The following is a 26,991-nucleotide window of genomic DNA, read 5'->3' as shown; positions in this document are numbered from 1 at the left end:
CTGCCCTTCATGCCGCCTTCGCGGCCGGGCTTCCAGCTTTTCCCGCCTCCATGGCCGTGTCGAGGCAGGGCCTCAGCCGCGTCGCCAGGGCGCGGGCGCCTTCCGGATCCAGCATGATCGACATGTGGTTCCCATCGAGATCGATCCGGAGCGGCGGCGGCGTGACGTGGCGGCTGAGCTCGCTCTCCAGCGGATCGTCGGCGCCGAGCCGCGATCCCGCCCGGAACAGCACGGCCTTGGCGCCGATCGTCCCCGGCCGGTAGCGGTAGCCCATCACCGTGTTGAGGTTGAACATGCGCAGGGAGCGGGCGACGTTCCTCCAGAAATCGAGCCCGAGCCTGAGATCCCGCATCTCCGCCGGCAGGCTGATGCCGATCAGCCGCGCGAGCATCACGAGCTCCCGGTAGGAGCGCGGCATGCGCACCTGGCTGACATAGGTGCCGATGCGCCACAGCCCCCTGGCATGGTTCCAGGGATTGCGCGAGCGGATGAAGTTGTCGCTCTCCATCGCCGCGCAGTCGAAGAAGGCGAGCAGGGCCACGCTCTCCCCGGCTTCCTCGACGAGCCGCGCCATCTCGAACGCCACCGGCCCGCCCGAGGACCAGGCGCCGATGCGATAGGGGCCCGCGGGCTGGCAGGAGCGCATCGCCTCGACATAGAGGCGGGCCAGCTCCTCCACCGAGCGGACCGGGTCGCGCTCGCCGAGCAGGCCTGGAGCCTGGAAGCCGTAGAACGGCTGGTCCCGGCCGAGGCTTCCCGCCAGGTGGAGGTAGCACCAGGGGCTGCCGCCGGCGGGATGGACGCAGAACAGCGGCGGGCGTGATCCTTCGGCCTGGATCGGCACGAGGCAGTCGGGAAGCGGGGGAAGCCCCTCCCCGCGCAGCGCCTGCCGTCCGATCCAGCGGGCCATGGCGGCGAGCGTGGGCGCCTCGAACAGCGCGGGCAAGGAGAGCTCGACGCCGAAGGCTTCCCGCACGCGATGCACCAGGCGCGCCGCGAGCAGGGAATGTCCGCCCACGGCGAAGAAATTGTCGGAGGGCCGCAGATGGGGCCGGTGGAGCAGCTCTCGCCAGATCGCCGCCAGAAGCTCTCCCACCTCATCCGCCATCCCCTCCTCCCGGCCTGCCGAGCCCGCCAGGATGTCCCGGTCCACGGCGCCGTCGGCGACGCGGGGCAAGGCCTCGAGAACGCTCACACGGCACGGCACCTCGGTGCCGAAGCGGTCGAGGATCGGGCGGCCAGGCTCCCCGCCGCCGCGCGGCGCCACGAAGCCCGCGAGCTGCATGAGCCCGGCCGGCGGCGTGCCGAGGCGCGCCCGGATCCGCGGGTTGGCGCCGTCCAGCCCGATCGCCAGCGACGGCAGGCCGGCCGCCAGGGCGCCGTCGAGGCTGGCCAGCGCCTGGGCGGGCGGCAGGGCGCGATAGCCCCGGGCGGCCGCGAATTCGCCGTGCCCCATGGCGGCGCTCATGCCGAGATCCTGCCAGCGGCTCCAGTGCAGGGTGAGCATGCGGACCGGGCCGCTCACCCCCTCCAGTGCGGCGTTGCCGGCGGCATAGGCGCCGGCCGCCGTGGCGCCGAACATCGCGTTGACCGACGACCAGTTGACGATGAAGGCGTTGGGCCGTCCGGCCATGAGCCGTTGCAGGACGGCGCCGCCCACCGCCTTCGGGCGGAACGCGGCGAGGAGGCCTTCGGGGGTCTCCTCGGCCAGCGGGAGGGCGGAACCGATGCCGGCCAGATGGAAGGCCCCTTCGAGCGGCCCGCCGAAGGTGGCTTCCGCCTCGGACATCGCGGCCGCCATGGCGGCTTCGTCGGCGACGTCGGCACGGCGGTGCAGGATCCCCGCGCCGCCGGCGCCTTCGCCGCGGCCGACGATGAGGATCCTCGCCGCGCAACGTTCGGCGAGATGGCGGACGACCGCGCGGCCGAGGGCGCCCTGCCCGCCCGTGACCAGGTACCGGCCGCCGCGGCGCAGGGGCACGGCCTCGCCTTTCGCGGCGGCGGGATCGACGGCCTCCAGGCGCGGCACGAGCCGCCGGCCATCCCGGCGCCAGGCCGCCTCCCGCTCGCCGTCGTCGCGCAGGATCTCTTCCGCCATCCGCCGGAGGGCGGCTTCCGGCTCGAGATCGCCGAGGTCGATGTGCCGCGCCGCGAGGTCCGGCCACTCCAGCTCCGCCGTCCGCAGCAGGCCGCGCAGGCCGGCCGCGACCGGGTCGGAGAGCTCACCGCCGGGGAGCCCGCCCCGCGTCGCCACCGTCAGGCGGACGGGCCGCCCTGCCGCTCCGAGCGCCTGGACGAGCTCCAGCACCGGGCCGAAGGTCGCCGCCGCGCGCGTGCCCAGGGCCTCCGGCGTTTCGCCCTGCGGCGAGAAGCCGAGCCAGCGAAGATCGGCCACCACGTCGGCGGCAGGCAGCGCCTCTCCGGGCGCGGCGAGGAGGCTGGGCACGCCCGAGGCCGAAAGCAGGTTCCGCAGCGCGGACGCCGCCCCATCGGCGCCGCCGAGGACGAGCACGGCACGCGGCAGGATCTCGGGCGGCTCCAGCCGCGCCGGGACCCAGATCTCGCGGTGGAACCAGGCGGGCACGGCGCGGGACGCCGCCCGGGCCTCCAGCCGCGCCAGCAGGTCGTCCCGCAGGCGCGTCCGCTGGATCTTGCCGCTCGTCGTCTTGGGGAAGGCAGGCTCGGAGAGCGGCACCACATGGGCGGGGGCAAGGCCGGCGCGCGAGGCCACGTCGGCGCGGACGGCCTCGGCGACGGCGGCGGGATCGGCGCCGTCGCGCGGCACGAAGAAGACGGCTAGCGCCTCGCTTCCCGTCTCCGGGTCGGCGACGGAGCAGGCGGCGGAGAAGGTCGCGCGCACACCTTCCACCGCATTCACCACGTCCTCGATCTCGTGGCAGTAGAAGTTGGCGCCGTGGACGACGATCATCTCCTTCTCGCGACCGGTGAGGACCAGCCGGCCGTCACGCATGAAGCCGAGATCGCCGCTGTTGAACCAGCCGCCGCCCACGAAGGCGTCGCGGTCGGCGGCGGGATTGTTCAGATATCCTGGCGTGATGACGTCGCCCCGGATCTGGAAGCGGCCGATCACGTCCTCCGGGAGCTGGCGGCCGTGCTCGTCGGCGATGCGGATGGCGACGCCGGGCACCGGCGCCCCGAGCCGCACGAAGTCCACCGCCTCCGGATCCCCGGCGGCCGCGGAGCGGAGCCGGCCGCCCAGCGAGCCCTTGGCGACCCGGATGACCGAGCCTTCGGGGTCGAAGCCGGTCTCGTAGGTCATGCAGGTGCAGGCCTCGGCCATGCCGAAGGCCGGCTGCAGGACCTCCGGCGTCACGCCGAAGCGAGCGGTGGCGCCGAGGAACTCCCGGCTGACCGCGAGCGTCACCTGCTCTCCCGCGTTCATGAGGCTCTTCAGCGAGCCCAGGTCCCAGCGGCGCCCCCCCGCGCGCTTCACGGCGTCCGCCGCGAGCTTGAAGCCGAAATTGGGCGACCAGCCCCGCGTGACGCCGTGGCGCTCGATCAGGTCGAACCAGAGGAGCGGGTCGGCGAGCACATCGCCGGGCGCCGCCTGGACCTGGTCGCAGCCGAGATACACGTCGCGCAGATGCCAGGTCAGCATCGGCACCACATGGTCCATGGGCAGCCAGTTGAGCGAAACGTCCCGCCCGTCATACCCGACCGCCCGGACCGAGCCATGGATATGCGCCACGACGCCGCGATGGGTGATCTGGATGCACTTCGGAAGGCCTGTGCTGCCGGAGCTGAGCTGCAGGAACAGCACATCCTCGGGACGCGCGGCATGGACCTGCGTCGCCGGGACATGGGCCGCCGGGACATGGGCCGCCAGGCCTTCGAGGTCCAGCACGGCGAGCGGCGCGGCGGCGAAGCGCTCCAGCCCCGCCAGGTCGCCGTGCAGCGCCTGCGGCGCGAGCACCACGGGGCGCTCCAGCAGCTCCCAGGCATTGAGCAGCTTGGAGACAAGCGCGGTCCGCCCGGCGAAGGTGGTGCTGACGGCAATGGTGACCGGCCGCAGCCCGGCCAGCACGCAGCCCCAGAAGGCGGGCAGATGGCGGCGCAGCTGCGGGATCTGTAGGATCGCGGCGTCGCCCGGCTTCAGCCCTGCCGCGGCCAGCCCGCCGGCGATCCGCAGCGCCTCCGCCAGCAGGGCCGCATGGGTCAGCGTCTCCGGCGCGCCGCCGCCGGTGGCCGCGAAGGTGATGCCTTTGGCCGGGTGGCGCGCCGCGGTCCGCAGGAGCGCGTCGGTCAGCGTCCGCGGCGCGTCCTCCGGGAGGTCGAGCGGCCCGCCATCGGCGAAGGCCGGCGGGCCGTCCGGAGGCTGCACCCTGTCCGGCGGTGGATCGGCCGGTCTGGACATCGGAAGCGGCGGCAGCAGGACGGACGCCGCCATGTCCTGCGCCGCCGCCGTCTGTTCCAGCACCGCAGCTTCGCGCGCACCGGCAGGGCCGGCGAGCGCAGCCTCCCATTCCCGCGCCGCAAGGGCGTCGACGAGCGGGACGGCGAGCAGCGCCGCCTCGTCCACCTCCCCGGCCCCGGTGAAGGCCAGGTTCGACACGGCGACCCAGTCGTCCGGGCGCTGCCAGGGGGCGAGGCGCGCATCGGCAAAGGCCCGCCAGGCCGCCGGATCGGGCTCGCCGAGGGCGACCGCATAGGCGACCAGCCGCTCCTTCCCCTCGACGTCCCGGCGCGGGACCACCCGGCAGCGATCCACGCCGGGCAGGTCCGACAGGGCGGCCTCGATGGCCCGCAGGCCGATCCGCAGGCCGCCCCGCCCGGCCATCCGCCGCCCGCCCGGCCGGAACTCCAACCGACCATCGGCCCGTCGCCGCATCCGCTCGCCCGTCGCGACCGGGGAAGCCGTTCCGCCGGGGAGCAGATGAGCCTCTCCCACCGCCCCGGGCGGCACGGGGCGGCCCTGGGCGTCGAGAAGGCGCAGGTCGATGCCGAGGAGGGTCAGGCCGCCGTCGTCCGGCTGCAGCAGGATGGCTCCGCCGGCCTCGGGCAGCGACCAGAAAGCGCCCGGCGGCGGCGTCAGCCCGGGGCGCGGGGTCATGACGGCCGTCGCCCCGCAGGCCAGCGGGTGGAGCAGGAAGGCCACGAAGCCGGCATCGTGCAGGCTCCGGTCGGACAGGACGGCGTCCGCCGCCGTGAGCGGCCATGCGCCGGCGAGCCAGGCGAGGCGCTCCGCCATCGCCTGCCGCGGCATCGCCACGGGCCGCGCATCGGGCCACAGGATGGCGGCCGGCGGCGGCGCGCCCTCTGCCGGGGCGCCGCCATGCAGGGTCTCGATCCCGTTCCGGCCGATCACGGCGTCGAGCCCGGCCCGCATGCGCGCGAGGCGCAGCGGGGCGTCATCCGGTTCCAGCGGGCAGCAGACGGCGCCGGCCCTGAGGATGCCGATCAGCGCCGCCGCCTGCGCCGCGCCGCGCTCCAGCGCCAGGCCGACGCGCGCGCCCTCGGCCACGCCCCGGGCGGAAAGCTCCGCCGCCCAGCGGGCGGCCTCGGCATCGAGCGCGGCATAGGTCAGCACCGTCGCCCCGGCCTCGATCGCGGGATGGCCGGGCGCCTGCCGCACCTGCCGCCCGAACAGATCGAGGAAATCCTCCGCGCGCCCCTGCCCTCGCCCTTGCCCCTGGACCAGCAGCCGCGCCAGCAGCGCGCGCTTCTGCGCGGCGGAGAGCTCGGTGGCGGGGCCCGCGGTGCTCATGGGATGCGGTCGGCCTCCGCCTCGCCCATCCCGCGCAGCAGCGCCTCGACCTCCTCGTCGCTGAGGTTCTCGACGCTGCTGAGCGCCGCGGCAAGATCCGCGGACCAGGCGGGCGCGGACGCGGCGTCGCCCGGCAGGGCCAGGCGCGAGATCGGCGTGCCGGGAGCGTCGATCATCTCCTGGAGCAGATGGGCGAACTGCTTCTGGATCTGCTCGATCGTGGCGCGGTCGAACAGGTCGGCGTCGTAGATGAAGGACGTCGACAGGCCCTGCTCCAGCTCCCAGACATGCACCTCGAGGTCGAAGCGGACGGTGCCGTTGTCGAAGTCCCAGAGGGGGGCGATGCGGAGCCCGTCCGCGTCGAGGTCGGCGGCGGGCACGGCGCGCTGCAGCACGAGGATGATGTCGCAGAGCGGGTTGCGGCCCGGCGCGCGCGGAGGATTGAGCTCCTCGACGAGGCGGTCGAACGGGACGTCCTGATGGGCGAGGCCATCGCGCACCGTGGCCGCCACGCGCGCCAGGCCGTCGCGGACGGAGGGATCGCCGGAGAGGTCGCTGCGGAACACCACCATGTTGGCGAAGAAGCCGATCAGCCCCTCGATCTCGGGCCGGTCGCGGTTGGCGACCAGCGAGCCGACGCTGACGTCGTCGGCGCCGGTGAGCCGGTGCAGCAGGATCTGGAAGCCGCCCAGCAGCACGGCGAACAGGCCGGTGCCGAGGGAGTGTCCCAGCGCCTTGAGCCCCTCCGCCAGCTCCCGCGGGAGCAGCACGTTGAAGGACCCGCCCCGGTGCCGGGCCGTGGCCGCGCGCGGCCGGTCGGTGGGAAGCTCGAGCGCCGGCGGAGGGCCGGCGAGCTTTTCTTTCCAGTAGGCCAGCTCGGCGCCGAGGCGCGGACCGGCGAGCCAGTCGCGCTGCCACACCGCGAAGTCGGCGTACTGCACCGGCAGCGCCGGCAGCTCCGCGACACGCCCCGCCCCCATGGCCCTGTAGAGGGCGCCGAACTCCTGCACGAGCACCACCACCGACCATCCGTCGACGATCACGTGATGCATGGCGACGATGGCGCGGTGCAGCTCCTCGCCCAGCCGGAGCAGCGTCACCCGGACCAGCGGGCCATGGGCGGGATCGAAGACCCGCGCCGCCTCGCGGCCCGCCAGCCGCCCGGCCTCGGCGGCGTGCTCCGCGCCATCGAGGCCGGACAGGTCGATGAGCTCGATGGGCAGCTCCACCGCCTCGGCGACCCGCTGCACCGGCTCGGCCCCGGCCGCGCCAGGATGGATGCTGGTGCGCAGCGCGCCATGCCGGGCCGCGATCGCCCGGAAGGCGGCCTCGAACACGGCGGGATCGAGGCGCCCTTCGAGGAAGAGCGAGAAGGTCACCGTGTAGAAGGCCGAATGGGGATCGGCCTGGGTCAGGAACCACAGCCTCTGCTGCGCGAAGGACAGGGGAGCCTCCGCGCGCCCCAGCGGAACGATGCGCGGGACGGCCTGCCCGCCGCCGGGCGCCAGCTTCGCGCCGATCACCGCCGCGATCTGGCCGAGGCTTCCGGCCTCGATCAGCTCGGCCGCCGGCAGGTCGATGTCGAGCTCCGTCCGGATGCGGTTCCTGAGCTGGATGCCGACCAGCGAATCAAGGCCCAGCTCGGCCAGCGGCTGGTCCACCAGGATGGCCTCGCCCGGCTCGAGCCTCAGGAGGCGGGCGACCACGCCGTGCAGGTAGGACAGCACGCTCGCTTCGCGGACCGCCGCCTCGGCGGAGCGCAGGGTGGCCCGCAGATCCGCGAGCTTCTCGGCGTCCGCCGCCTGGCGGGCGAGGTCCCGCTCCACCTCCGCCAGCAGCGAGAGCCGGCGCGGCAGCCCCTCGAAATAGAGCGGCCATGCGAAGGGCACGACGGCGACTTCCGGGGCGCTCTCGCGCATCAGCCGGCCCAGGATGCGAAGCCCCGTCTCGGGCGGGATGGCGCCGCCGTGGGAGAGCTGCGCCGCGACGGCCCTGCCGGCGGCCATGCCCGTCTCCGACCAGCCGCCCCAGTTGACGGCCAGCGCCCGGAGGCCGAGCGCCCGGCGGCGATGCGCCAGCCCGTCGAGGAAGGCGTTGGCGGCGGCATAGTTCGCCTGGCCCGGCGCGCCGAGCAGCGAGCCGAGCGAGGAGAACATGACGAAGAGGTCGATGTCGCGCGCGCGGGTCGCCTCGTGCAGGTGCCAGGCGCCGTGGACCTTGCCGGCGAAGACCGAAGCGATGCGGGAGCGGTCGAGCGCGGTCAGGATGCCGTCGTCCAGCACCCCGGCGGCGTGGACGATGCCGCGCAGCGGGGCCGGCCCCGCGTCGATCGCCGCGATCATCCGGTCCACCGCGGCCCGGTCGCCGACATCGACGGAGAAGACTGCCACCTCGGCGCCCATGCCGCGCAGGGCCGCGACAGCGGCCTCGGCCTCCCCGCCCGGCGGCGTGCGGCCGGCCAGCACGAGATGGCGGGCGCCGTGCTCCACGAGCCAGCGCGAGACGAGCCGGCCGATCCCGCCGAAGGCGCCCGTGACGAGATAGGCGGCGTCGGAACGGATCGCGGCGCCCGTCCCGCCGGGCTCCGGCGCCGCGAGCACCAGCTTGCCGACATGGTTCGCCTTCTGCATCAGCCGCATGGCGTCGAGCGCCTGCGCCGCGGGATAGGCGGTCGTCAGGGGCAGCCCGAGCCGGCCCTCACCGATCAGCGCCAGCGCCTCGCCCAGGAGCCGGCGGACCAGCTCGGGCTCCTGCGTCGCCGTCTCGTCGAAGTCGACGATCGCGTAGCCGATGTCGGGCCGTTCCTCCCTGGCCTGCCCGGCGCTCCAGATGTCGCGCTTGCCGATCTCGACGAAGAAGCCGCCCGGCCTCACGACGGACAGGCCCGCCGGGATCGCCTCGCCACCCAGGCTGTTGAGGACGATATCCACGCCCTGCCCGCCGGTCGCGGCCATCACCTCCCCGGCGAAGTCGATCCTGCGCGAGTTCATCACGTGGCGGATGCCCATCTCCCGCAGCAGCGCGTGCTTGTGCGGGCTTGCCGTCGCGAGGATTTCCGCCCCCGCCATCTGCGCGATGCGGATCGCGGCGATGCCGACGCCGCCGGTGGCGGAATGGATGAGGACCCTGTCGCCGGCCTTGATGCGGGCCAGGTGGCTCAGCCCGTACCAGGCGGTGAGGTAGACGATCGGCAGGCCCGCGGCGTGCACGAGCGGCATCCCGGCCGGCTTGCGGAACACCACGGCGGCCGGAAGCGTGACATGGCTGGCGAAGAGCCCGTGGTGGAGCGCCACCACCTCGTCGCCCACGGCAAGGCCGGCGAGGTCCGGACCGACCCGCACGACGCGGCCCGAGCATTCGCCGCCGAACGGCCCCGCATCGCCGGGGTAGAGGCCCATGGCGCTGAGCACGTCGCGGAAGTTGAGCCCCATGCCCACGACTTCCAGCTCGACCTCGCCGGGCTCGGGCCGGCGCCGCTCCAGCGGCAGGATCTCCAGCCGGTCGAGGCCGGCATCCGGCGACCTCTCGATGCGGTAGGGCGTGGCCGGCAGCTCGAGGCGGCTCCTGTCGGCCTCGCTCTCCTCGTGGCGGCGCAGCCGCGCCACGAAACGCCCGCCGCCGCGCAGGGCCACCTGCTGCTCGCCGCCGATGGCGCAGAGCTCCGCGGCGACCGTCCCGGCATCGGCGGTCCCCGCGGGGTCGAGGTCGAGGGAGAGGCAGGGCATGCCGGGGAATTCGTGCCAGATCGTCCGCATCAGGCCCCATGAGGCGGCCCCGGCGAGGTCCGCCACGCCCTCCTCCGGCAGGACCGGCTGCGCGCCGCGGGTGACGAGCGCCAGGGCCATGCGGTGGCCGGGATCCGCCTCCGCCAGGGCCTGCGCCAGCTCCAGCAGACCGGCGGCAGCCCGCTCCGCCGCAACGGGCGCATCGCTGTCGGGCTGCGGCAGGGCGCGCAGGTCGGCGACGCCGGAAAACGGGCCTGCCGCCGCCAGATCCCTGGCGCCGGTGAGCAGGACGGCGGAGCCGCCACGGGCGGCGATCGCCTCGGCGAGCGCGCGGTCGAACGCGCCGCCGTCGCCCAGCACGGCCCAGGCGCCGGGGGCCTGCCCCCCCGCCGCGGGCAGCGGCGGCGCCGCTTCCCACCCGGTCTCGTAGAGCCAGTTGTCGAGCGCATCGGCCTGCAGCACCACCTCGCGCGTCACGCGGCGGGACTGGAGGCCGGCCATCTCCGCCACCAGCCGCCCCCCCTCGTCGAAGAGGCACAGGGTGGAGGCCTGATCGCCGGGATGCGCCGCGTCGCCGAGCAGCCGGGCGTGGCACGACACCGCCGCCGGCACCGGCGCATGGAGGGTCAGCCGGTCGAGCGTCACGGGCAGGAAGGTGTCGCGGTCGTCGCGGGCGCCGAAGGCGGCGCCCAGCGCCTGGAAGCAGGCATCGGCCAGCGCGGGATGCAGCCGGTAGGCCTCCCCGTCGCGCGCCGGCTCCGGCAGCACGATATGGGCGAGCGTCTCGCCGGGGCCGGCCGACAGCGCGCGGATGCCCCGGAAGGCAGGACCGTAGCCGAGGCCGCGGGCGAGGTAGGAGGCATAGACGGCCTCCGCCTGCACCGGCCCGTCGCAGCGCGCGCGCGCCACTTCGAGGCTCTCCCCCGGGGTGTCCCCGGCGGGCGCGGCCTTCACCGTGCCGTCGCAGTGCAGCGTCCACGCCTCGCCGGCCTCGTCGCCGCTGAACATCCGGAACCCGAATTCCCGCGGCCCCTGGGGCGAGAACACCGTCTGGACGATGCGGCGCTCCCCTTCCGGAAGGGTCAGGGCCTGCCGGAACCGGACGCCTTCGAGCGTCAGCAGCTCGGTCGCCAGAAGCCGCGCGCCGCCGGCCAGCGCCATCTCCAGATAGGCCGCGGCGGGCAGCACCGCCGCGTCGAACACGCGGTGATCGTCCAGCCAGGCGGGGCTGCGCGCGGCGATCTCCGCCTCGTAGCGGATGTCGGCCGTGCCCGCCTGGCGCAGCCTCTGCCCAAGCAGCGGATGGCCGAGCAGCGGATGGCCCGCGCCGGTCCCCACGCCGCGCGCGGGGCCCGTGGCGCCGCCACCCGGCGCAGGCGCCGTCCAGAAGCGCCGCCGCTGGAAGGCATAGCCCGGCAGCGCCACGCGGGCGTGGCCGCACCCCTTGTCGAAGGCGGACCAGTCGATGGGCGCGCCGGCGACGTAGAGGCGGCCCAGGCTGCCGGCGAGCGTCGCCCAGTCCTGCCCTGCCCGCGCCAGGCTCGGCAGCCATTCGAGCCCGCCGGCCTCCTCCACCGCCTCGCGGCCGAGCGCGCAGAGCACCGGGCGCGGCCCCATCTCGACGAAGCTCCGCACGCCCGCCCCGACGGCGGCGCGGATGCCGTCCATGAACCGGACCGGGGCCATGACGTGCTCGCACCAGTAGTCCGCCCCGGCGAGCCTCTCGCGCTCCAGCCGGCCGGTGACGTTCGAGAGGACCGGCAGCTCGGGCACGCGGTAGCGGACCTGCTCCGCCACGGCCCGGAAGGCGGCCAGCATCGGCTGCATCAACGGGGAGTGGAAGGCTCGCGACGTCGTGAGAGGCCGCACCTTCAAGCCGCGCGCCCCGAAAGCCGCGGCCATCGCCTCGACGGCCGCGCGCGCGCCGGAGACGACCGTGCTCGCGGGCCCGTTGACGGCGGCGACGGACACCGAGGCGGCATGGGGCGCGAGCGCCTCGCGCACCGCCGCCTCGCCGGCGAAGACGGTCATCATCACGCCGTCGCGCGGCAGGGCCTGCATGAGCCGGCCGCGCGCCGCGACCAGGGCGAGCCCATCCTCCAGCGAAAACACCCCGGCGACGGCCGCCGCGGCGTATTCGCCGAGGCTGTGGCCGATCAGCATCCTCGGCGCGACGCCCCAGGACCGCCAGAGCTCGGCGAGCGCGTAGGAGACGCTGAACAGGGCCGGTTGCGCATGGACGGTCTCGTCGATCAGCCCTTCGTCGCCGCCGGCCGGGAACAGCACGTCGAGGAGCGGCCGGCCGAGATGCGGCTCTAGCAGCCGGCTGCAGCGGTCGAGCGTCGCGCGGAAGGCCGGCGACGTCGCATGGAGCTCGGCGGCCATGCCGGCGTATTGCGCGCCCTGCCCGGTGAACAGGAAGGCGATGTCCGGAGCCGCCTTCGCCTCGCCCTGCACGGCCTCCGGATCGCGCCCTTCGGCGAAGGCCCTGAGCGCCGCCTCGATCCCGGCCGTGCCGCGGCCCTGGACCGCGAGCCGCATGGGGAAATGCTTCCGGCCCGCCATCGTATGGGCCACGTCCCCGGGGGAAAGGCCGGGTGCGGCGGCCAGGCGGTCGGCAAGGCGCAGGGCCGCCTCGCGCAGGCCTGCCTCGCTGCGCGCCGAGAGCGGCACGAGATGGACCGGCCGTTCCGCGCCCGCCTGCGGCCGCACCGGGCGCGCCGGCGGCTCCTCCACGATCACATGGACGTTGGTGCCGCCCATGCCGAAGGAGTTGAGCCCCGCCCGCCGCGGCGCGCCCTCCGGGGCCCATTCCGTCCGCTCGGTGACGACGCGGAACGGCGTGCGCGCGAAGTCGATCTCCGGGTTCGGCGCCTCGAAATGCAGGCTCGGCGGGATCACGCCGTGCTTCACCGCCAGCACCACCTTGATGAGCCCGGTCACGCCCGCCGCGGATTCCAGATGCCCCACATTGGTCTTGACCGAGCCGATGCCGCAGGGGCGCGCCCGTCCGGCCGACGCGCCATAGGCCTGCGTCAGCGCCCGCACCTCGATCGGATCGCCGATCGGCGTCGCGGTCCCATGCGCCTCGACATAGCCGATGGTCTCCGGCGCCACGCCCGCCTGCGCAAGCGCCGCGGCGATCACGCGGGCCTGGCCCTCCACGCTGGGCGCGGTGAAGCCCACCTTGCGGGCGCCGTCATTGTTCACGCTCCAGCCGCGGATCACCGCGTGGATCGTGTCGCCCTCCGCCAGCGCGTCCTCCAGGCGCTTGAGCGCCACCACGCCGACGCCGCTGCCGAAGACCGTGCCCTGCGCCCGGGCGTCGAAGGTGCGGCAGTGCCCGTCCGGCGAGGCGATGCTGCCTTCCTCGTAGAGGTAGCCGGCCTTGAGCGGCAGCTTGACGGTGACCCCGCCGGCCAGCGCGACGTCGGCCTGGAGGTTGAGCAGGCTGTCGCAGGCGAGCGCCACCGCCGTCAGCGAGGTCGAGCAGGCGGTCTGCACGCCGATGCTCGGGCCGCGCAGGCCGAGCTTGTAGGAGACGCGCGTCGCCAGATAGTCCTTGTCGTTGCCGAGCACCGTCTCCAGCGCGCTGGAGGAGCCCAGGTCCCCGTGCAGGTTGAGCAGGCCGTAGGTGCTGAAGCTGGCGCCACCGAAGACGGCGATCTGGCCGGGGAACCGCTCCGGCACCACGCCGGCATCCTCCAGCGCGAGCCAGGCGTGCTCCAGGAAGAGGCGCTGCTGCGGATCCATCAGCTCCGCCTCGCGCGGGCTGATGCCGAAGAACGCGGCGTCGAACAGGTCGGCCCCGTCGAGGCAGGCGCCGGCCCGCACGTAGTTCGGCTGGCGCAGCACCTCGGCGGGGATGCCGGCCGCCAGCAGCTCGGCCTCGGTGAAGCGGGCGATGCCCTCCCGGCCATCGAGCAGGGCCTGCCAAAACGTCCCGATGTCCGGGCTTCCGGGGAAGCGCCCGCTCATGCCGACGATGGCGATGCCATCCTGGGGCGCGTCACTCATGGCCTGCGTCCGTCTCCTGCAGGCCGGCGCGGCGCCGGGCCAGGCGGCGGCTGCGCCCGGCGCGCGCGCGTTCCGCGCGGGCGAGGACGTCCTCCGCGTCGTGGCCCTCGCCTTCGCCGGCGAGATGAGAGGCCAGCTGGCGGATCGACGGGTTCTGGAAGAGGTCGACCAGCGGGAAGGCGCGACCGAGATCGGCCTGGAGCCGCCGGTGCAGTTGCACGAGATGCACCGAGTTGGCGCCGAGGTCGAAGAAGTTGGCCTCGGTCCCCGGCGCGTCCTGCTGCAGCACGGAAGCGAGCGCGGCGGCGATGGCCGTCTCGACCCCGCCGGAGGGCGGCCCGCCCGCATCGGCCGGGCGCCTCGCCTCCGGCGGCGGCAGCGCCGCGCGGTCGATCTTGCCGTTGGCGTTCTGCGGCAGCCGGTCGAGGAAGACGAAGGCGCGGGGGACCATGTAGTCCGGCAGCTTGCGCGCCAGCCAGGCGCGCAGCGCCTCCGGGCCGGCGCCGTGCTGCGGCGCCTCCTCCGGCGCCCAGCCTTCCATCTGCGCGGCGCTCACGGCGCCGCCGGCGAGGCTGTGGAGCACGGCATGCCCCTCGTCCAGCCCGAGCGCCGCGCGGGTCCCGGCCTCGTCGATGAGGCCGAGGGCGCAGAGACCAAGGGAGACGTCCGCCGCGGCATCGGCCAGGAGCTGGCCCATCTGGCCGGCCTCCAGGAGGCAGAAATCCCGCCAGAGCGGGCCATAGAGCGGCTCCACCGCCGCCCGCTTTCCGACGAGCACAACGGAGAAAGTGGCGGCCTCCACGATGCCGCGATTGGCGCGCGGATAAAGCCGGGTAAGGTCGCCTTCCGCCCCGACCCGGACCAGCCGGTGCCCCGCCGGGTCGTAGTAGTAGGCCCCGCCCTCGAGGCCCCGCACGGTGCCGGGCTTCACGGCGAGATAGAGCTGGACCGGGTAGAGGCTGCCCGCGGAGGGATAGCGCATCTTCGGCAGCGGCGCGCCGGGCACGGGCATCGGCTCCAGCGCCCCGAGCCACTCGGCGATCTGGGCGAGCGTGACCGCCCCCGGCACGAAGCGGCGGATGCTCTGCCGGCGGAGCCAGCCGAGCCGGCGTGCCTCATCGAAGCCGCGCGACGCGAGCGGCACGGCCGCCGCTTCTTCCGGCAACGCGCGCAGGCCTCTGCGGTCGAGCTTGAAGGTCAGGCGGGCGACGGGGTCGAGCAGCACGCCCTCGGTGCCGAGCTCGGAGCCGACATCGGCGCCCGCCTCCTCCGCGCGGACGACATAGGCCGCCAGCATCCGCCCGCCCGCGGCATCCGCCGGCGCGGCGACGACCGCCTCGGCCACCTCCGGATGCTGCCGGAGCGCCGCCTCGATCTCGCCGAGCTCGATGCGATAGCCGTTGATCTTCACCTGGTTGTCGCGCCGGCCGAGGAACTCGATGTTGCCGTCCGGGAGGAAGCGCCCGTGGTCGCCCGTGCGGTAGAGCCGTTCGCCGGTGCGCGGATGGGTGATGAAGGCCGCCGCCGTGGCGTCCGGGTCCTTCCAGTAGCCCTCCGCGAGGCCCATGCCCCCGATGTAGAGTTCGCCCGGAACCCAGTCCGGCGCTGGCTCCAGCTCCCCGTCGAGGATGTGCGCGGTCTGGTTGGCGAAGGGCTTTCCGTAGGGAATGGAGCGCCAGGCCGGATCCACCTCGCCGATCGGATAGACGACCGCGTTGATGGAGGTCTCCGTGGCCCCCCCCTGCCCGTGGATCGCAATGGGCCCGGCCAGCGCGCGAATGCGGTCCGGCAGCGGGACGGGAATCCAGTCGCCGCTCATGATGACGGTGCGGAGGTCCGCGGGCCAGCTCCCGGAGGACGCCTCCAGCGCCTCCACGAACAGCTGCATCAGCACGGGAACCGATTGCCAGATGGTGACGCGGTGCGTGCGGCACATCTGCGCCATGTGGGCGGGGTCGCGGAGCCGCTCCGCATCGGGCACGACGACGGCGCCGCCCGTGGAGAGCGGCGCAAAGATGTCGAAGACCGAGAGGTCGAAGCCGAGCGCCGAGAGCGCCAGCGTCCGCTCGCCCGGCCCCAGCCCGTAGCGCCGGGCGAAGTCGCCGATCGTGTTGGCGATCGCCCGCTGGCCGATCATCACCCCCTTCGGCCGGCCGGTGGAGCCCGAGGTGAACAGCACATAGGCGAGGTCGTCGAGGCTCGCCGGCGCGGGAGGGACGGCGGCGGGATCGCCAGCCAGGGCGTCCACGGCGATCACCTCGATGCCGGCCGGAACGGCCAGCTCCGCCGCGATGCCGGACTGGGTCAGGACGACGGCGACATCGCAGTGGCGGAGCAGGTACTGCCGGCGCTCCTCCGGCAGGTCCGGATCGACGGGCAGGTAGGCGGCGCCCGCCATCAGCACGCCGAGCACGGCGGCGATCTGCTCCCAGCCCTTCCGCATGGCCACGGCGACCAGCCGGCCCGCGCCCTGCCCGCGTGCCTGCAGCAGGCCGGCGATCTCCGCGGCACGGGCATGGAGCTCGCCATAGGTGACCGACCCGGCGCTCGTCACCACCGCCACGGCGTCGGGACGGATGCGCGCCTGGTTGCGGAAGCCCTGCTCCAGCCGGCCCCGCGGCGGAGGGCCGGCGGTGTCGTTGACCGCCGCGCGGCGGTCGAGCTGCGCCGGCGGCAGGAGGTTTTTGGGCGGCCCGGTCCAGGCCTCCTCCGAGGTGGCGAGGCGCTCGACGAGGCCGCCATGCGCCTCCGCCATGGCGTCGAGGAAGCCGGGCGGGAAGATCGCCTCGACCGCGTCCCAGTTGAGGACGAGCTCGCCGTTCCACTCCATCACCTGGTGGTCGAGCCAGACCTGCGGCGTCTGGGAGACGCTCTCCACCACCTCGCCGAAGCGAGTTGTCCTTTGGCCCGCCGGATCGATGTCCAGCGCGCTCGTGAACACGACCGGCATGAGCGCCGAGGTGCCGCTGCGGCGCTTCCGGGCCAGGGCGCGCAGCACCTCGATGCCGCTGATGAAGCGGTGGTCCAGATCGTCCCAGAGCCGGGCCTGCAGCGCCCGTGCACGCTCCTCGAAGCCCATCGGGCGGGAATGATCCGCCTCCAGCAGGGTGAGCGTCGTGAAGTCGCCCATCAGCCCCGCGACGTCCGGATGCAGCGGGAGGCGGTTGAAGGTGGTCAGGTTGAGGGTGAAGTGCCGGCTGCCGCTCCAGCGCGACAGGATCTCGGCATAGGCCGCGATGAGCACCAGCGACGGCGTGAGGCCCGCTTGCGCCGCCCGGGCCTTGAGCGCTTCCCATAGCGCGGGGGCAAGGCGGCGCGACCGGCGCGTGAAGCCCGGCCGGCTGCGTGCCGCCAGCGAGCGGTCGACCGGCAGCTCGGGCGCGGGCGGCAGTGAATCGAGCCGCGCGAGCCAGTAGTCGCGCGAAGCCCGGTAGGACCCGCCCTCGTGCAGCCGGCGCTCGGCCATGACGTAGTCGCGGAAGCCGATGGCGAGCGGCGGGCGGAACTCGCCGCCCTCATAGCCGCGGCGCCATTCGTCGAAGAGGAGGAAAAGGCTCGCGGCATCGGCAATCAGCGCATCGACGCCGACATGGAGGCGCACCCTGCCGCCGTCGAGCAGGCTCGCCTCGATGTGGAACAGCGGCCAGCGGTCGGGCTGCAGCGTCTCGCCCGTCATGGCCTGGCGCTTGGCCGCGAGACGCGCCGCGGCGGCCTCCGGGGGCAGGCCGCGCAGATCCTCGACGGCAATGGCGTAGCGCGGCACCTCCGGCAGCACCTGCTGCCGCTGCTCGGAGAGGATGACGGCGCGCAGCATGTCGTGGCGCGCGACGAGCCGGTTCCAGACGGCCTCGATGCGCGCCACGTCCCAGCCCGCCTGCTCCAGCTCCAGATAGATCTGCGTCGCCGCCTCGCCCAGCTCGAAGGCGGCGTTGCGGCCCATCCAGTAGGCTTCCTGGATAGGCGTCAGCGGGAAAGGCTCGTGCCAGGAGGCCGGGTCCGGCACGATCTGCGGGAGCGCGGTATCCTCCGCCTCCGGCTTCGCATCACGGTCGATCCGTTCCGCGAGCCGCGCGATGGTCGGAGCTTCGAAGAGGGTCCGCAGCGGCAGGCCGGCGCCCAGCGCCTTGCGCAGCTCCGCCACGAGCAGCGTCGCGAGCAGGGAGTGCCCGCCGATGCGGAAGAAGTCGTCGTGGATGCCGATCCCCTCGCGCCCAAGCACGGCCCGCCACACCCCGGCGACGCGCTCCTCGGTCGCGCTGCGCGGGGCCTGCGCCTCCGCCGGCGGCGTGCGCGCCGGCTCGGGCAGGCGCCGCCGGTCGAGCTTGCCGCTGGACGTCATCGGCAGCGCATCGAGCAGCACGATCTCGGCCGGCACCATGTGGTCCGGCAATTGCCGGATCAGCGCGTCGCGCAGGGCCTCGGCCGTGACCATCGCCGGGATGGGCCGGGGCCGGGGCGTGGAGCCCGGACGCTCGCCCCTGCGGGCATAGACGTAGAAATTGCTTCTCGCGCTGTCCTCGAGGCGCCAGTCCTGATCGACGGCGACGAGGAATCCCTGCTCCTCCAGCAGCCGGCGGATGGCGTCGAGCCGGCCATCCACGTCGTGGACCTCCAGCGCGACCTGCCGGATCTTCGGCCAGTCCTCCGCGTGGATGCCGGCAAGGACATCGGCCTCGGCCTTCTCCACGTTGATCTTCAGGAGGTCGATGCGCGCCACGCCCGCCCGCGCCATCACACCGGACAGGGTGTCGAGCTCGACGGGAAGGTAGCGGAGGCTGAGCCGGTCCTCGATCAGCTCCTGCAGCCCTGCCGCATCGAAGGCGGCCTCGTCGCGCTCGTGCCGGCGCACGAAGGAATGCACCACCGCGCTCTCCGCCTCCCGGTCCGCATAGAGGCCGGAGAGGATCGAGAACCCGGGATAGAAGGAGAAATCCTGCCTCCCCGCACTGTGCGAGAGCCCCGTCGGATGGAGCACGGCGTCGGCGCCGTACAGCGAGAGGTTGGTCTTCAGCAGCGCGAAGACCTCCGGGTTCGGCTCGAAGGCGTGCAGCTTCACGCCCGGCGCGGCGAAATGCGCGGAGAGGGAGAACAGCCCGATGTTGGCGCCCACGTCGAACACCAGATCGCCGCCGCGCAGCTCGATTCCGTGCCGCAGATAGGCGTCGCGCTCGAACATCTCCTCGTAGAGGAAATCGGTCTCGTTGCGGTTGAGCCCGACCACGGCGAGCCCGTTGGGCAGGAGATGCCGCTGCCGCCCCTCCACCACCGGCGCGCGCCCGGGTGCCACGGCCGCATAGGCGACGAGGTGCCGCTGCACGCCCTCGCCCCGCGGCACCACCGCAGCGTCGGTCACGCCGTCGCATTGCCGGAGGAGCGCCGCAACCTCGCCCGGCTCGACGCGGTATCCGCGGAGCTTGATCTGCTCATCCGTGCGGCCGAGGAAGACAAGCCGGCCGTCCGCGCGGCGGCGCACGCGGTCTCCGGTGCGGTAGACGGGGCCGGGATCGAAGGGCAGCGCGATGAAGCGCTCCGCGGTCAGGCCCGGATCGCCGCGGTAGCCGAGCGCGACGCCGGCCCCGCCCACATGCAGCTCTCCCGGCATGCCGCGCGGCACCGGGCGGCCTTCGGGATCGAGGACATAGGTGCGGAGGTTGGCCAGCGGCAGGCCGAGATGCGGCTCCTCGCCCTCGATCCCGGCGGCCGTCACGTCCACCGTGCATTCGGCGGGGCCGTAGAGGTTGAAGAAGCGCGTGCCGGCCACGGCGGAGAGGCGGCGCCAGAGGCCGGGATCGATCGCCTCCCCGCCGACGAGGACAGCCAGGGGAGCCGCCCTGCCCGGCTCGGCCAGCCCCTCATTCAGCAGCATCCCCAGATGGGTCGGCGTGGCGTCGAGCACGTCGATGCGCCGCTCGCGGACATAGCGCACGAGCTCCGCAGGGTCGGCGCGCACGGCATCGGGCAGGACGTCGAGCGTGTGCCCGGCCAGGAGCTGGACGATCTGCTTCACCGAGGTGTCGAACGCCGCCGGGCCGTTCACGGCGACCCGCAGAGGCCGGTCGGGCAGGCGCGAATAGACGGCCTCGCCGAGGGCATGGAACAGGTTCAGCACCGAGCCATGACGGATCGCGACGCCACGCGGCCGTCCCGTCGAGCCGGAGGTGTGGATCACGTAGGCGAGGTCGTCCGGCCCCCCGGGGACCGCCGGCGCGGTCCAGGGCTCGTCGCCTTCCGCGGCCGGGTCGCAGACGATGGCGCCGAAGGCCCCGGCGCCCGCGGCGATGATGACGCGGGCGCCGCTCTCCGCGACGAGACCCGCCTGCCGCGCCGGCGGCCATGCAGGATCGAGCGGCACATAGGCGGCCCCGGCCTTCAGCACGCCCAGGATGGCCACGATCAGCCCCACCGAGCGGTCCAGCGCGATGGCGACCGGCTCGCCCGGCAGGACGCCCTGGCGGATCAGCCGGTGCGCCAGCCGGTTCGCGGCCTGCGCCAGTTCGCCGTAGCTGAGGGACCGCTCGCCCGAGGTCACGGCCGTGACCTCGGGCACGCGGGCCGCGATCTCGTCGAAGGCGGCATGGAGGGTGCGCGCAGGCCCGAAGTCGCGCAGCGGACCCGCCCCGGCCGCGCATTCCCGCGCCGCCTCGGCCTCCGACAGCAGCGCGAGCTCCGACAGGCGCGCCTCCGGCCGCGCCAACATGCCCCTCACCAGGGCCTCGTAGGCGCCGGCCATGCCCTCGACGGTCGCCCGGTCGAAGAGCTCCGCCGCGTATTCGAAGGTGGCCGTGAGCCGCTCGCCGTCGTCCTTGATGGACAGGCCGAGCTCGAACTTGCTCGTCCCCGGGTCGAGATCGAGATAGTCGACGCCCAGCCCTTCCGGGACGATCTCCGTGGGCAGGCGCTGGACGTCGAACATCACGGCGGTGAAGGGCGCCGGCGCCAGGCCGCGTTCCTCCCGCAGCCGCGCGATCAGCCGGTCATGCGGATAGAGCCGGTGGGCCTGGGCCTGCGCCGCCCGCTCCCCCACATCGCGGAGATAATCCCCGAGCTCGGCGCCGGCCGGTGCCCTCAGGCGCAGCACGAGCGTGTTGATGAACAGCCCCACCGCGCCCTCGAGCTCCGGCAGGTCGCGCGTGGTGCTCGGCACCGAGAAGACGACCTCCTCCTCGCCGCCGCAGCGCGCCAGGAGCAGGCCCCAGGCGGCGGCGAGGATCGTGAAGACCGTCATCTGCCGCAGCCGCGCCGTGGCGCGCACCGCTTCGCTCAGCGAGGGATCCCAGCGGAGCACGACGCGCCCTCCCGCCGGGCCACGCAGGGGCGGCCGGGGCCTGTCGAAGGGAAGTGCTGCCGGCGGCGGCGCCTCCGACAGCTGCTCCTTCCAGAAGGCCAGCTCGCCGTCGAGCGCGCCGCTTTCGAGGCGCTTCCGCTCCCACGCGGCGAAGTCCGCGTATTGCGTTGCCGGCTCGTCGCGTTCCGCGCCCTCTCCTGCCTGACGCCGATAATCGGCGAAGATGCGGCGGAACAGGCCGGCCACCGACCAGCCGTCCAGGATGATGTGATGCGCGACCAGCAGGAGCACGCAGGCATCCTCTGCGGTCCGATAGGCGGAGAGGCGCAGGAGCGGAGGCGCGTCCAGGTCGAAGGGCCGGAGGATCTCCGCCCGGATGGCCGCGTCCACCGACGCCTCGCCCTGGCCCAGGAGATCGTGCCGGACCAGCGGCACGGCGCAGCCTTCCGCGATGACCTGGCGCGGGCCCTCCGACGTCTCGGCGATGCCCGTCCTGAGGCTCTCGTGCCGCCGGACGAGCTCCGCCATCGCGCGCTCGATCCGGCCGAGGTCGAGCGCGCCGCGCACCCTGAGCGCCACGGTCTCGTTGTAGGATGGGTCGCGCGGGGCGAGCTGGTGCTCGAACCAGAGACGCTCCTGCGCGAAGGACAGGGGGAAGCTGCGGCCGTCGCGCGGCTGGCGCGGAATCTGCGCTTCGGCCGCCGGCACGGTCTGACCCAGCCGCCGCGCGAGCAGGGCGCGGCGCTCCGGCGAGAGGCGCGCGAGGCGGTCGTCGAGATTCATGGTCCCGCCGCACCCTCGGGGATTTCGAGCAATGCTTCCACCGCGTCGGCCGGAAGGCTCTCGATCTCGTCGAGCAGCGCGGCGAGCCGATCGTCCCGCGCCAGCGCCTGGTCGAGGCCTTCTGCCAGCCGCGCGACGGTGCCCGTGAAGAGTTCGACCATGGTGAGCTGCACGTCGAACCGGCGCCGGAGGCGGTTGCGGATCTCGACCGCCATGATCGAGTCCATGCCGAAGGCGGTCAGCGGCCGCATGGGATCGAGCCGGCCCGCATCGAGCCGCAGCACGGCCGCCACGATGCCGGCGACGGCCCTCGACAGCTCGGCCTTGCGCTGCGACGCGCCCATCAGCAGCAGCCCGGCGAGATCGGCCTCCCCGCCTTCCCCGGAGGCAGCCGGCCGGAGCGCCGTCTGCAGCCGCTCCAGCCGGGGCGAGGCGGGCTGGAGCGCCCAGTCCGCGTTCAGCACCATGGCCTGGGGGACGCCGAGCGCGAGCAGCCGGTCGAGCGCCTGCATCCCCTGGCCAGGGGTGATGCCCGTCACGCCGGACAGACCGGCGCGCCCGGCGAGCCCGAGCCGCGCGAAGAGGCCGATCTCCGCCCAGGGGCCCCAGTCGATGGACAGCGCCGGCAGGCCCGCCGCGTGGCGATGCCGCGCGAGCGCGTCCTCGAAGCCGTTCGCCGCGGCATAGGCCGCCTGGCCGACCTGGCCCATGACGGCGCTCGCCGAGGAGTAGAGCACGAAAAAATCGAGCGGCAGGTGCCGCGTGGCCTCGTGCAGCGCCCAGGCGCCGGCGACCTTGGACTGCATCACCGCATCGACGTCCTCCCCGGTCATGCGGAGCAGCAGGGCGTCCTGCACGATGCCGGCCGCGTGGACGACGCCGCGGATCGGCGGGAAGCCTTCCTCCTCATAGCTGCGCAGGAATTCCCCGAGACGTGCCGCATCCGCCACGTCGAAGCTTTCGAGGTGAACCGAGACACCCTGGGCCTCGAGCGCGCGGACGGCCTCGGCGCGCTGGCCCGCGGCGCTGGCCGGGTCGAGGCCGGCCCAGATGCGCCGCGCCGGCAGCGGGGTGCGGCCCACGAGGATCAGCCGCCGCGCGCCGCGCTCGGCCATCCAATGCGCGGTCGCGAGCCCCAGCCCGCTCAGCCCGCCCGTGACGAGGTAGCTCGCATCCGCTCGGAACCCGACCGGCTCCGGCCGGACCTCAGGCCGGGGCAGGCGGTCGAGGCGCGCCACGAGCCGCCGTCCGCCGCGCCAGGCGATCTCGCGGTCCGTGGCCGGCGCCGCGAGCTCCGCCGCGAGGGCATGCCAGTCGGGCGCCGCGCCCGTGTCGCACAACCCGCCCCAGATCTCCGGATGCTCGATCGCCACCACGCGGCCGAAGCCCCACAGCGCCGCATCGCTCAACCCTGTCGGCGTCGTGGGCGCTTCCGCCACGGCCCCGCGGGTGACGAACCAGAGCCGGGCCTGCGACGCCGTGGACACCAGCGCCTGGACCAGGGCCAGGGCGCCCTCCACCAGGCCGGCGCGCACCGCCGCCGGCACGTCCTCGCGGGCCGGCGCGCCGATCTGGACGACGCCGCGAAGGCCGGTGCCGATCCCGGCCATCATCCGCACCCCGTCGGCCGCCGTGTGCGCGACATGCGCCGTGCCGCCCAGCCGCCCGATCTGCTCCGCCAGCGCCTCCGTTTCCGCGGCGACGTCGCCGATCAGCAGCCAGGCGCCGTCGCCCGCCGCCGCCCCGTCCGGCCGCGGCATGCCCTGCCAGTCGAGCCCATAGAGCGCGTCCTCGAGGGCCGGCTCCGCGGCGCCGATCTCGTCGACGCGCGCGAGCTGCAGGCCCTCGACGCGCAGGCAGACTTTGCCATCGCCATCGAACATGGCCAGATCGGCCTCGATGACCGGCGCGCCGATCTCGGCGTCCGCTTTCAGCACCGCGCAGACGCGGCAGCTCCCCGGCGCAGGCGCCGCGACAACCAGGCGCCGGACCGCGCGCGGCAGATAGACCGGACGCACGGCTTCGCCGGCAACGGCGGCCGCCGCGACGGTCTGGAAGGCGGCGTCCAGCAGGGCCAGGTGGACGCCTGCCGCGGGCTGGCCCGCCTCGTCCGGCAGCGTCACCTCGCTCCAGACCGTCCGGCCGAGCGTGGCCAGCGAGCGCACGCCCCGGAAGGCCGGGCCGTATTCGAGCCCGCCCTCCGCGAAACGGGCATAGAAATCCGTTGCCGCAACGCCCGCCGCTTCCGGAGGCGGCACGGGCGCCGCCGGCAGGGCGCCGCATGGCGCGGGATCCCTGTGCACGAGCGCGCGGGCATGCAGCGTCCATTCCCCGCCGGCGGCGGGCCGGCTCAGGATCTCCACCTTCGCGGCACGGTCCGCGATGCGCGACAGCAGGACCTGCAGCCGCTGCGGCTGCCCGCCGGGAAGCAGCAGCATCCTGTCGAAATGCGCCTCGGCGATCTCCGCGCGCTCCCAGCCGAGCCCCTGCCGCGCCGCCGCGGCGGCCATTTCGAGATAGGCCGCTCCAGGAAGCACGGGGACGCCGCGGATGGCGTGGTCGGCGAGCCAGGGCAGCGTCCACCCGTCGATATCCTGCTCCCAACCGTGCAGGCCGCCGCGGGCCGGGGCGAAATGCGCGCCGAGCAGCGTGGCGCCGCCGCGCCGCCGCGCTTCCGCCGTGCCGCCGGTCGCCTCCGCGATCTGGTCCACCCAGAAGTGCTCGCGCTGCCAGGGATAGGACGGCAGCGACACGCAGCGCGCGCCGGCCGGCAGGAGCGCCGAGACGTCGAAGGCGCCCCCATGCGCCCAGACCGCACCGGCCAGCCGGCGCATCGCGGCGGCGCCCTCCTGCCCACGGATCAGGCTCGGCAGGGCGATGCCCCCGGCTCCTTCATGCTGGAGGTTCTGGCGCAGCGCGCCGACCATGACCGGATGGGGGCCGATCTCGACGAAAAGGTCGTAGCCCTCCCGCGCCATCGCGGCCGCGGCCTCCGCCACGCGAAAGGGCTCGCGCAGGTTGCGCCCCCAATAGGCCGCGCCGAGCCCTTCGCCGCCTTCGTATCGGAGGGTGACCGTGGACAGGAACCGCGCCGCCCCGGCGGGCTGGGGCGCCAGGCCGCGCAGGGCGGCGACCAGCTGCGGCCGGAGGTCGTCCATGACGGGGCTGTGGGCCGGCACGTCGATGTTGTCGATCAGGCGGCAGAAGACGCCCTCCGCCTCGAGCTCTCCGATCAGCGCGCGGAGGGCGTCCGCGTCGCCCGCCACGAGGGTCGAGGTGAAGCTGGTGGTCCCGGCCACGCCGATCCGGTCGAGGCGGCCCGCCAGGCGGTCCGTCAGCTCCGCCGCCGGCAGGCCGACGACGGCATTGAGCCCCTGGCCGCTCCTGGTGCGCATCAGGCGGGACCGCTCCAGGATGACGCGCGCCGCGTCGTCGAGAGAGAGAATCCCGGCCGCCTGCGCGGCGGCGACCTCGCCCATGCTCTGGCCGAGCACGGCCTCCGGCCGCAGGTTCCATGAGGCCAGCAGGGCGGCGAGCGCGGCCTGGACGGCGAAGATCACCGGCTGGACGATGTCGATCTCCTCCAGCCGCGAGGCTTCGGGGGAAGCGCGAAGCTCCCCGGTCAGCGACCAGCCGGCCATTTCGGAAAAAATGCGGTCGCACGCCTCGATGACGTCGCGGAAGACGGGCTCGCTCTCATGGAGATCGCGCCCCATGCCGAGCCAATGGCCGCCCTGGCCGGAGAAGGCGAAGGCCAGCCGACGGCCGGCGGCCGGCGCTTCGCCCTCGACGACGAAGGGCTCGTCGCCGCCGGACAGATGATTTTCCAGCCGGGCAGCCATCTCGGGCGCCGTTCGCGCCACGGCGGCGAGGCGATGCGGATGGTGCCGGCGCCGCCGGGCCGCCGTCATGCAGATGTCCGCGAGCTCTGGCGCGCCAGGCGCGCGCAGATAGGCGAGATAGGCGCTTGCCAGCGCCCGCAGCGCCCCGGGCGAGGCCGCCGAGAGGGGGAGCACCAGCGGCGGCCCGTCCTGCGCCGGCCCACGCTTCGCAAGCGGTGCGGGCGCTTCCTCCAGCACCACATGGGCGTTGGCGCCGCCGAAGGAGAAGGCGCTGACGCCCGCGAGGAGCGTCTCGCCGGGAAAGGGGAATGGCTCCGCCTTCGTGGGCACCTTCATCGGGAACGGCGCTTCGGCCAGCGCCGGGTGCGGCGTCTCCAGATGCAGGTTGCCCGGCAGCAGCCGGTGCTTCAAAGCCAGCGCGGTCTTGATGATGCCGGCGATGCCCGCGGCCGATTCCGTGTGCCCGATATTGCTCTTCACGGAGCCGACCAGCAGCGGCCGCCCCGGCTCGCGCCCGCCGGACAGGACGGCGGAGAGGGCCTGCAGCTCGATGCGGTCGCCGAGCACCGTCCCGGTGCCGTGCGCCTCCACGTAGTGCAGCCTCCCGGGCTCGATGCCGGCCTTGGCGCAGGCCTCCCGGATCAGCTTTTCCTGGGCCTGTCCGTTGGGCGCGGCGATGCCGTTGCTCCGGCCGTCGTGGTTGACCGCGCTCCCACGGATGACGGCGTAGACGCGGTCGCCATCGGCCAGGGCGTCGGACAGCCGCTTCAGCACGACCATGCCGGCGCCTTCCGATCGTGCCATGCCGCTCGCGGCGGCGTCGAAGGTCCGGCAGCGGCCCTGCGGCGACAGCACGCCCATCCGCGAGAAGCAGATGTCGGGCGCCGGCACGAGGTTCACGGCCACCCCGCCGCAGAGCGCCAGCGACGCCTCGCCGTTGCGCAGCGTCTGCACGGCGAGGTGGAGCGCCATCAGCGAGCCGGAGCAGGCGGTGTCCACCGTGAGGCTCGGACCGTGGAGATCGAGCAGGTAGGAGACGCGGTTGGCGATGATGCTCGTGGACGTGCCGGTCCCGGTGCTGGCGGAGACCCAGCGGTCGTCCGCGGTGATGAGCTGGTTGTAGTCGTTGGTCAGGGTCCCGACGATCACGGAGGTTCTGCTGCCCGCGAGCCGGTCCGTGGGGATGCCGGCATCCTCGATCGCCTCCCAGGCCGTCTCCAGCACGAGCCGCTGGCGGGGATCGATGAAGGGCGCCTCGCGCGGGCTGATTCCGAAGAAGGCGGCGTCGAAGCGGTCGAGGCCGGGCAGATGCCCGCCATCGCGGGTGATCGTCTTGCCGGGCGCCTGCGGGTCGCGGCTGTAGAGCGCAGAGATGTCCCACCTGTCGGCCGGAACGGGGCCGAGCGGATCGCGGCCTTCCACCAGCAGGTTCCAGAACTCCTGGAGGTCCCCGGCTCCAGGGAAGCGGCACCCCATGCCGATGATGGCGACGGGATCGTCCTGCCCTACCCCCTGGCCCTGCTCCAGGCTCGCCACCCTGGCGCGCAGGTCGCGGATCGCGCGCAGGGCCCGTTCCATCGTGTTGCCGTCGTCGGGCGTGGCATCGGACATGGC

At 74.2% G+C, this 26,991-nt stretch carries 4 protein-coding genes; all 4 read right to left on the bottom strand.

The features are described 5' to 3' along the window. Positions 1-7: 7 nt before the first annotated feature. The 4 genes from AC1ROY_RS20685 to AC1ROY_RS20670 are packed head-to-tail and all read right to left on the bottom strand — an operon-like array spanning position 8 to position 26,988. Positions 8-5,725, bottom strand: coding sequence for an SDR family NAD(P)-dependent oxidoreductase (locus tag AC1ROY_RS20685; RefSeq protein ID WP_493150771.1), 5,718 nt, complete (start codon positions 5,723-5,725; stop codon positions 8-10). Next, on the bottom strand, positions 5,722-13,467 hold the full coding sequence (locus AC1ROY_RS20680; protein ID WP_493150770.1) for an SDR family NAD(P)-dependent oxidoreductase: 7,746 nt from the start codon (positions 13,465-13,467) through the stop codon (positions 5,722-5,724). The genes AC1ROY_RS20685 and AC1ROY_RS20680 overlap by 4 nt, the downstream gene beginning before the upstream one ends. After that, entirely contained in the window at positions 13,460-21,535 is an 8,076-nt protein-coding gene (locus AC1ROY_RS20675) for an amino acid adenylation domain-containing protein (protein WP_493150769.1), read from the bottom strand. The genes AC1ROY_RS20680 and AC1ROY_RS20675 overlap by 8 nt, the downstream gene beginning before the upstream one ends. Then, positions 21,532-26,988 carry an SDR family NAD(P)-dependent oxidoreductase gene (locus AC1ROY_RS20670; RefSeq protein WP_493150768.1) on the bottom strand — a complete coding sequence of 1,819 codons (5,457 nt, stop codon included), beginning with the start codon at positions 26,986-26,988 and terminating at the stop codon, positions 21,532-21,534. Before AC1ROY_RS20670 ends, AC1ROY_RS20675 begins: the two co-directional genes overlap by 4 nt. Positions 26,989-26,991 lie beyond the last annotated feature (3 nt).

Source organism: Roseococcus sp. GW821-FHT12F05, from assembly GCF_058806835.1.
Note: the sequence above shows the minus strand (reverse complement) of the source record. Positions and strands in the feature narration are given on the sequence as shown.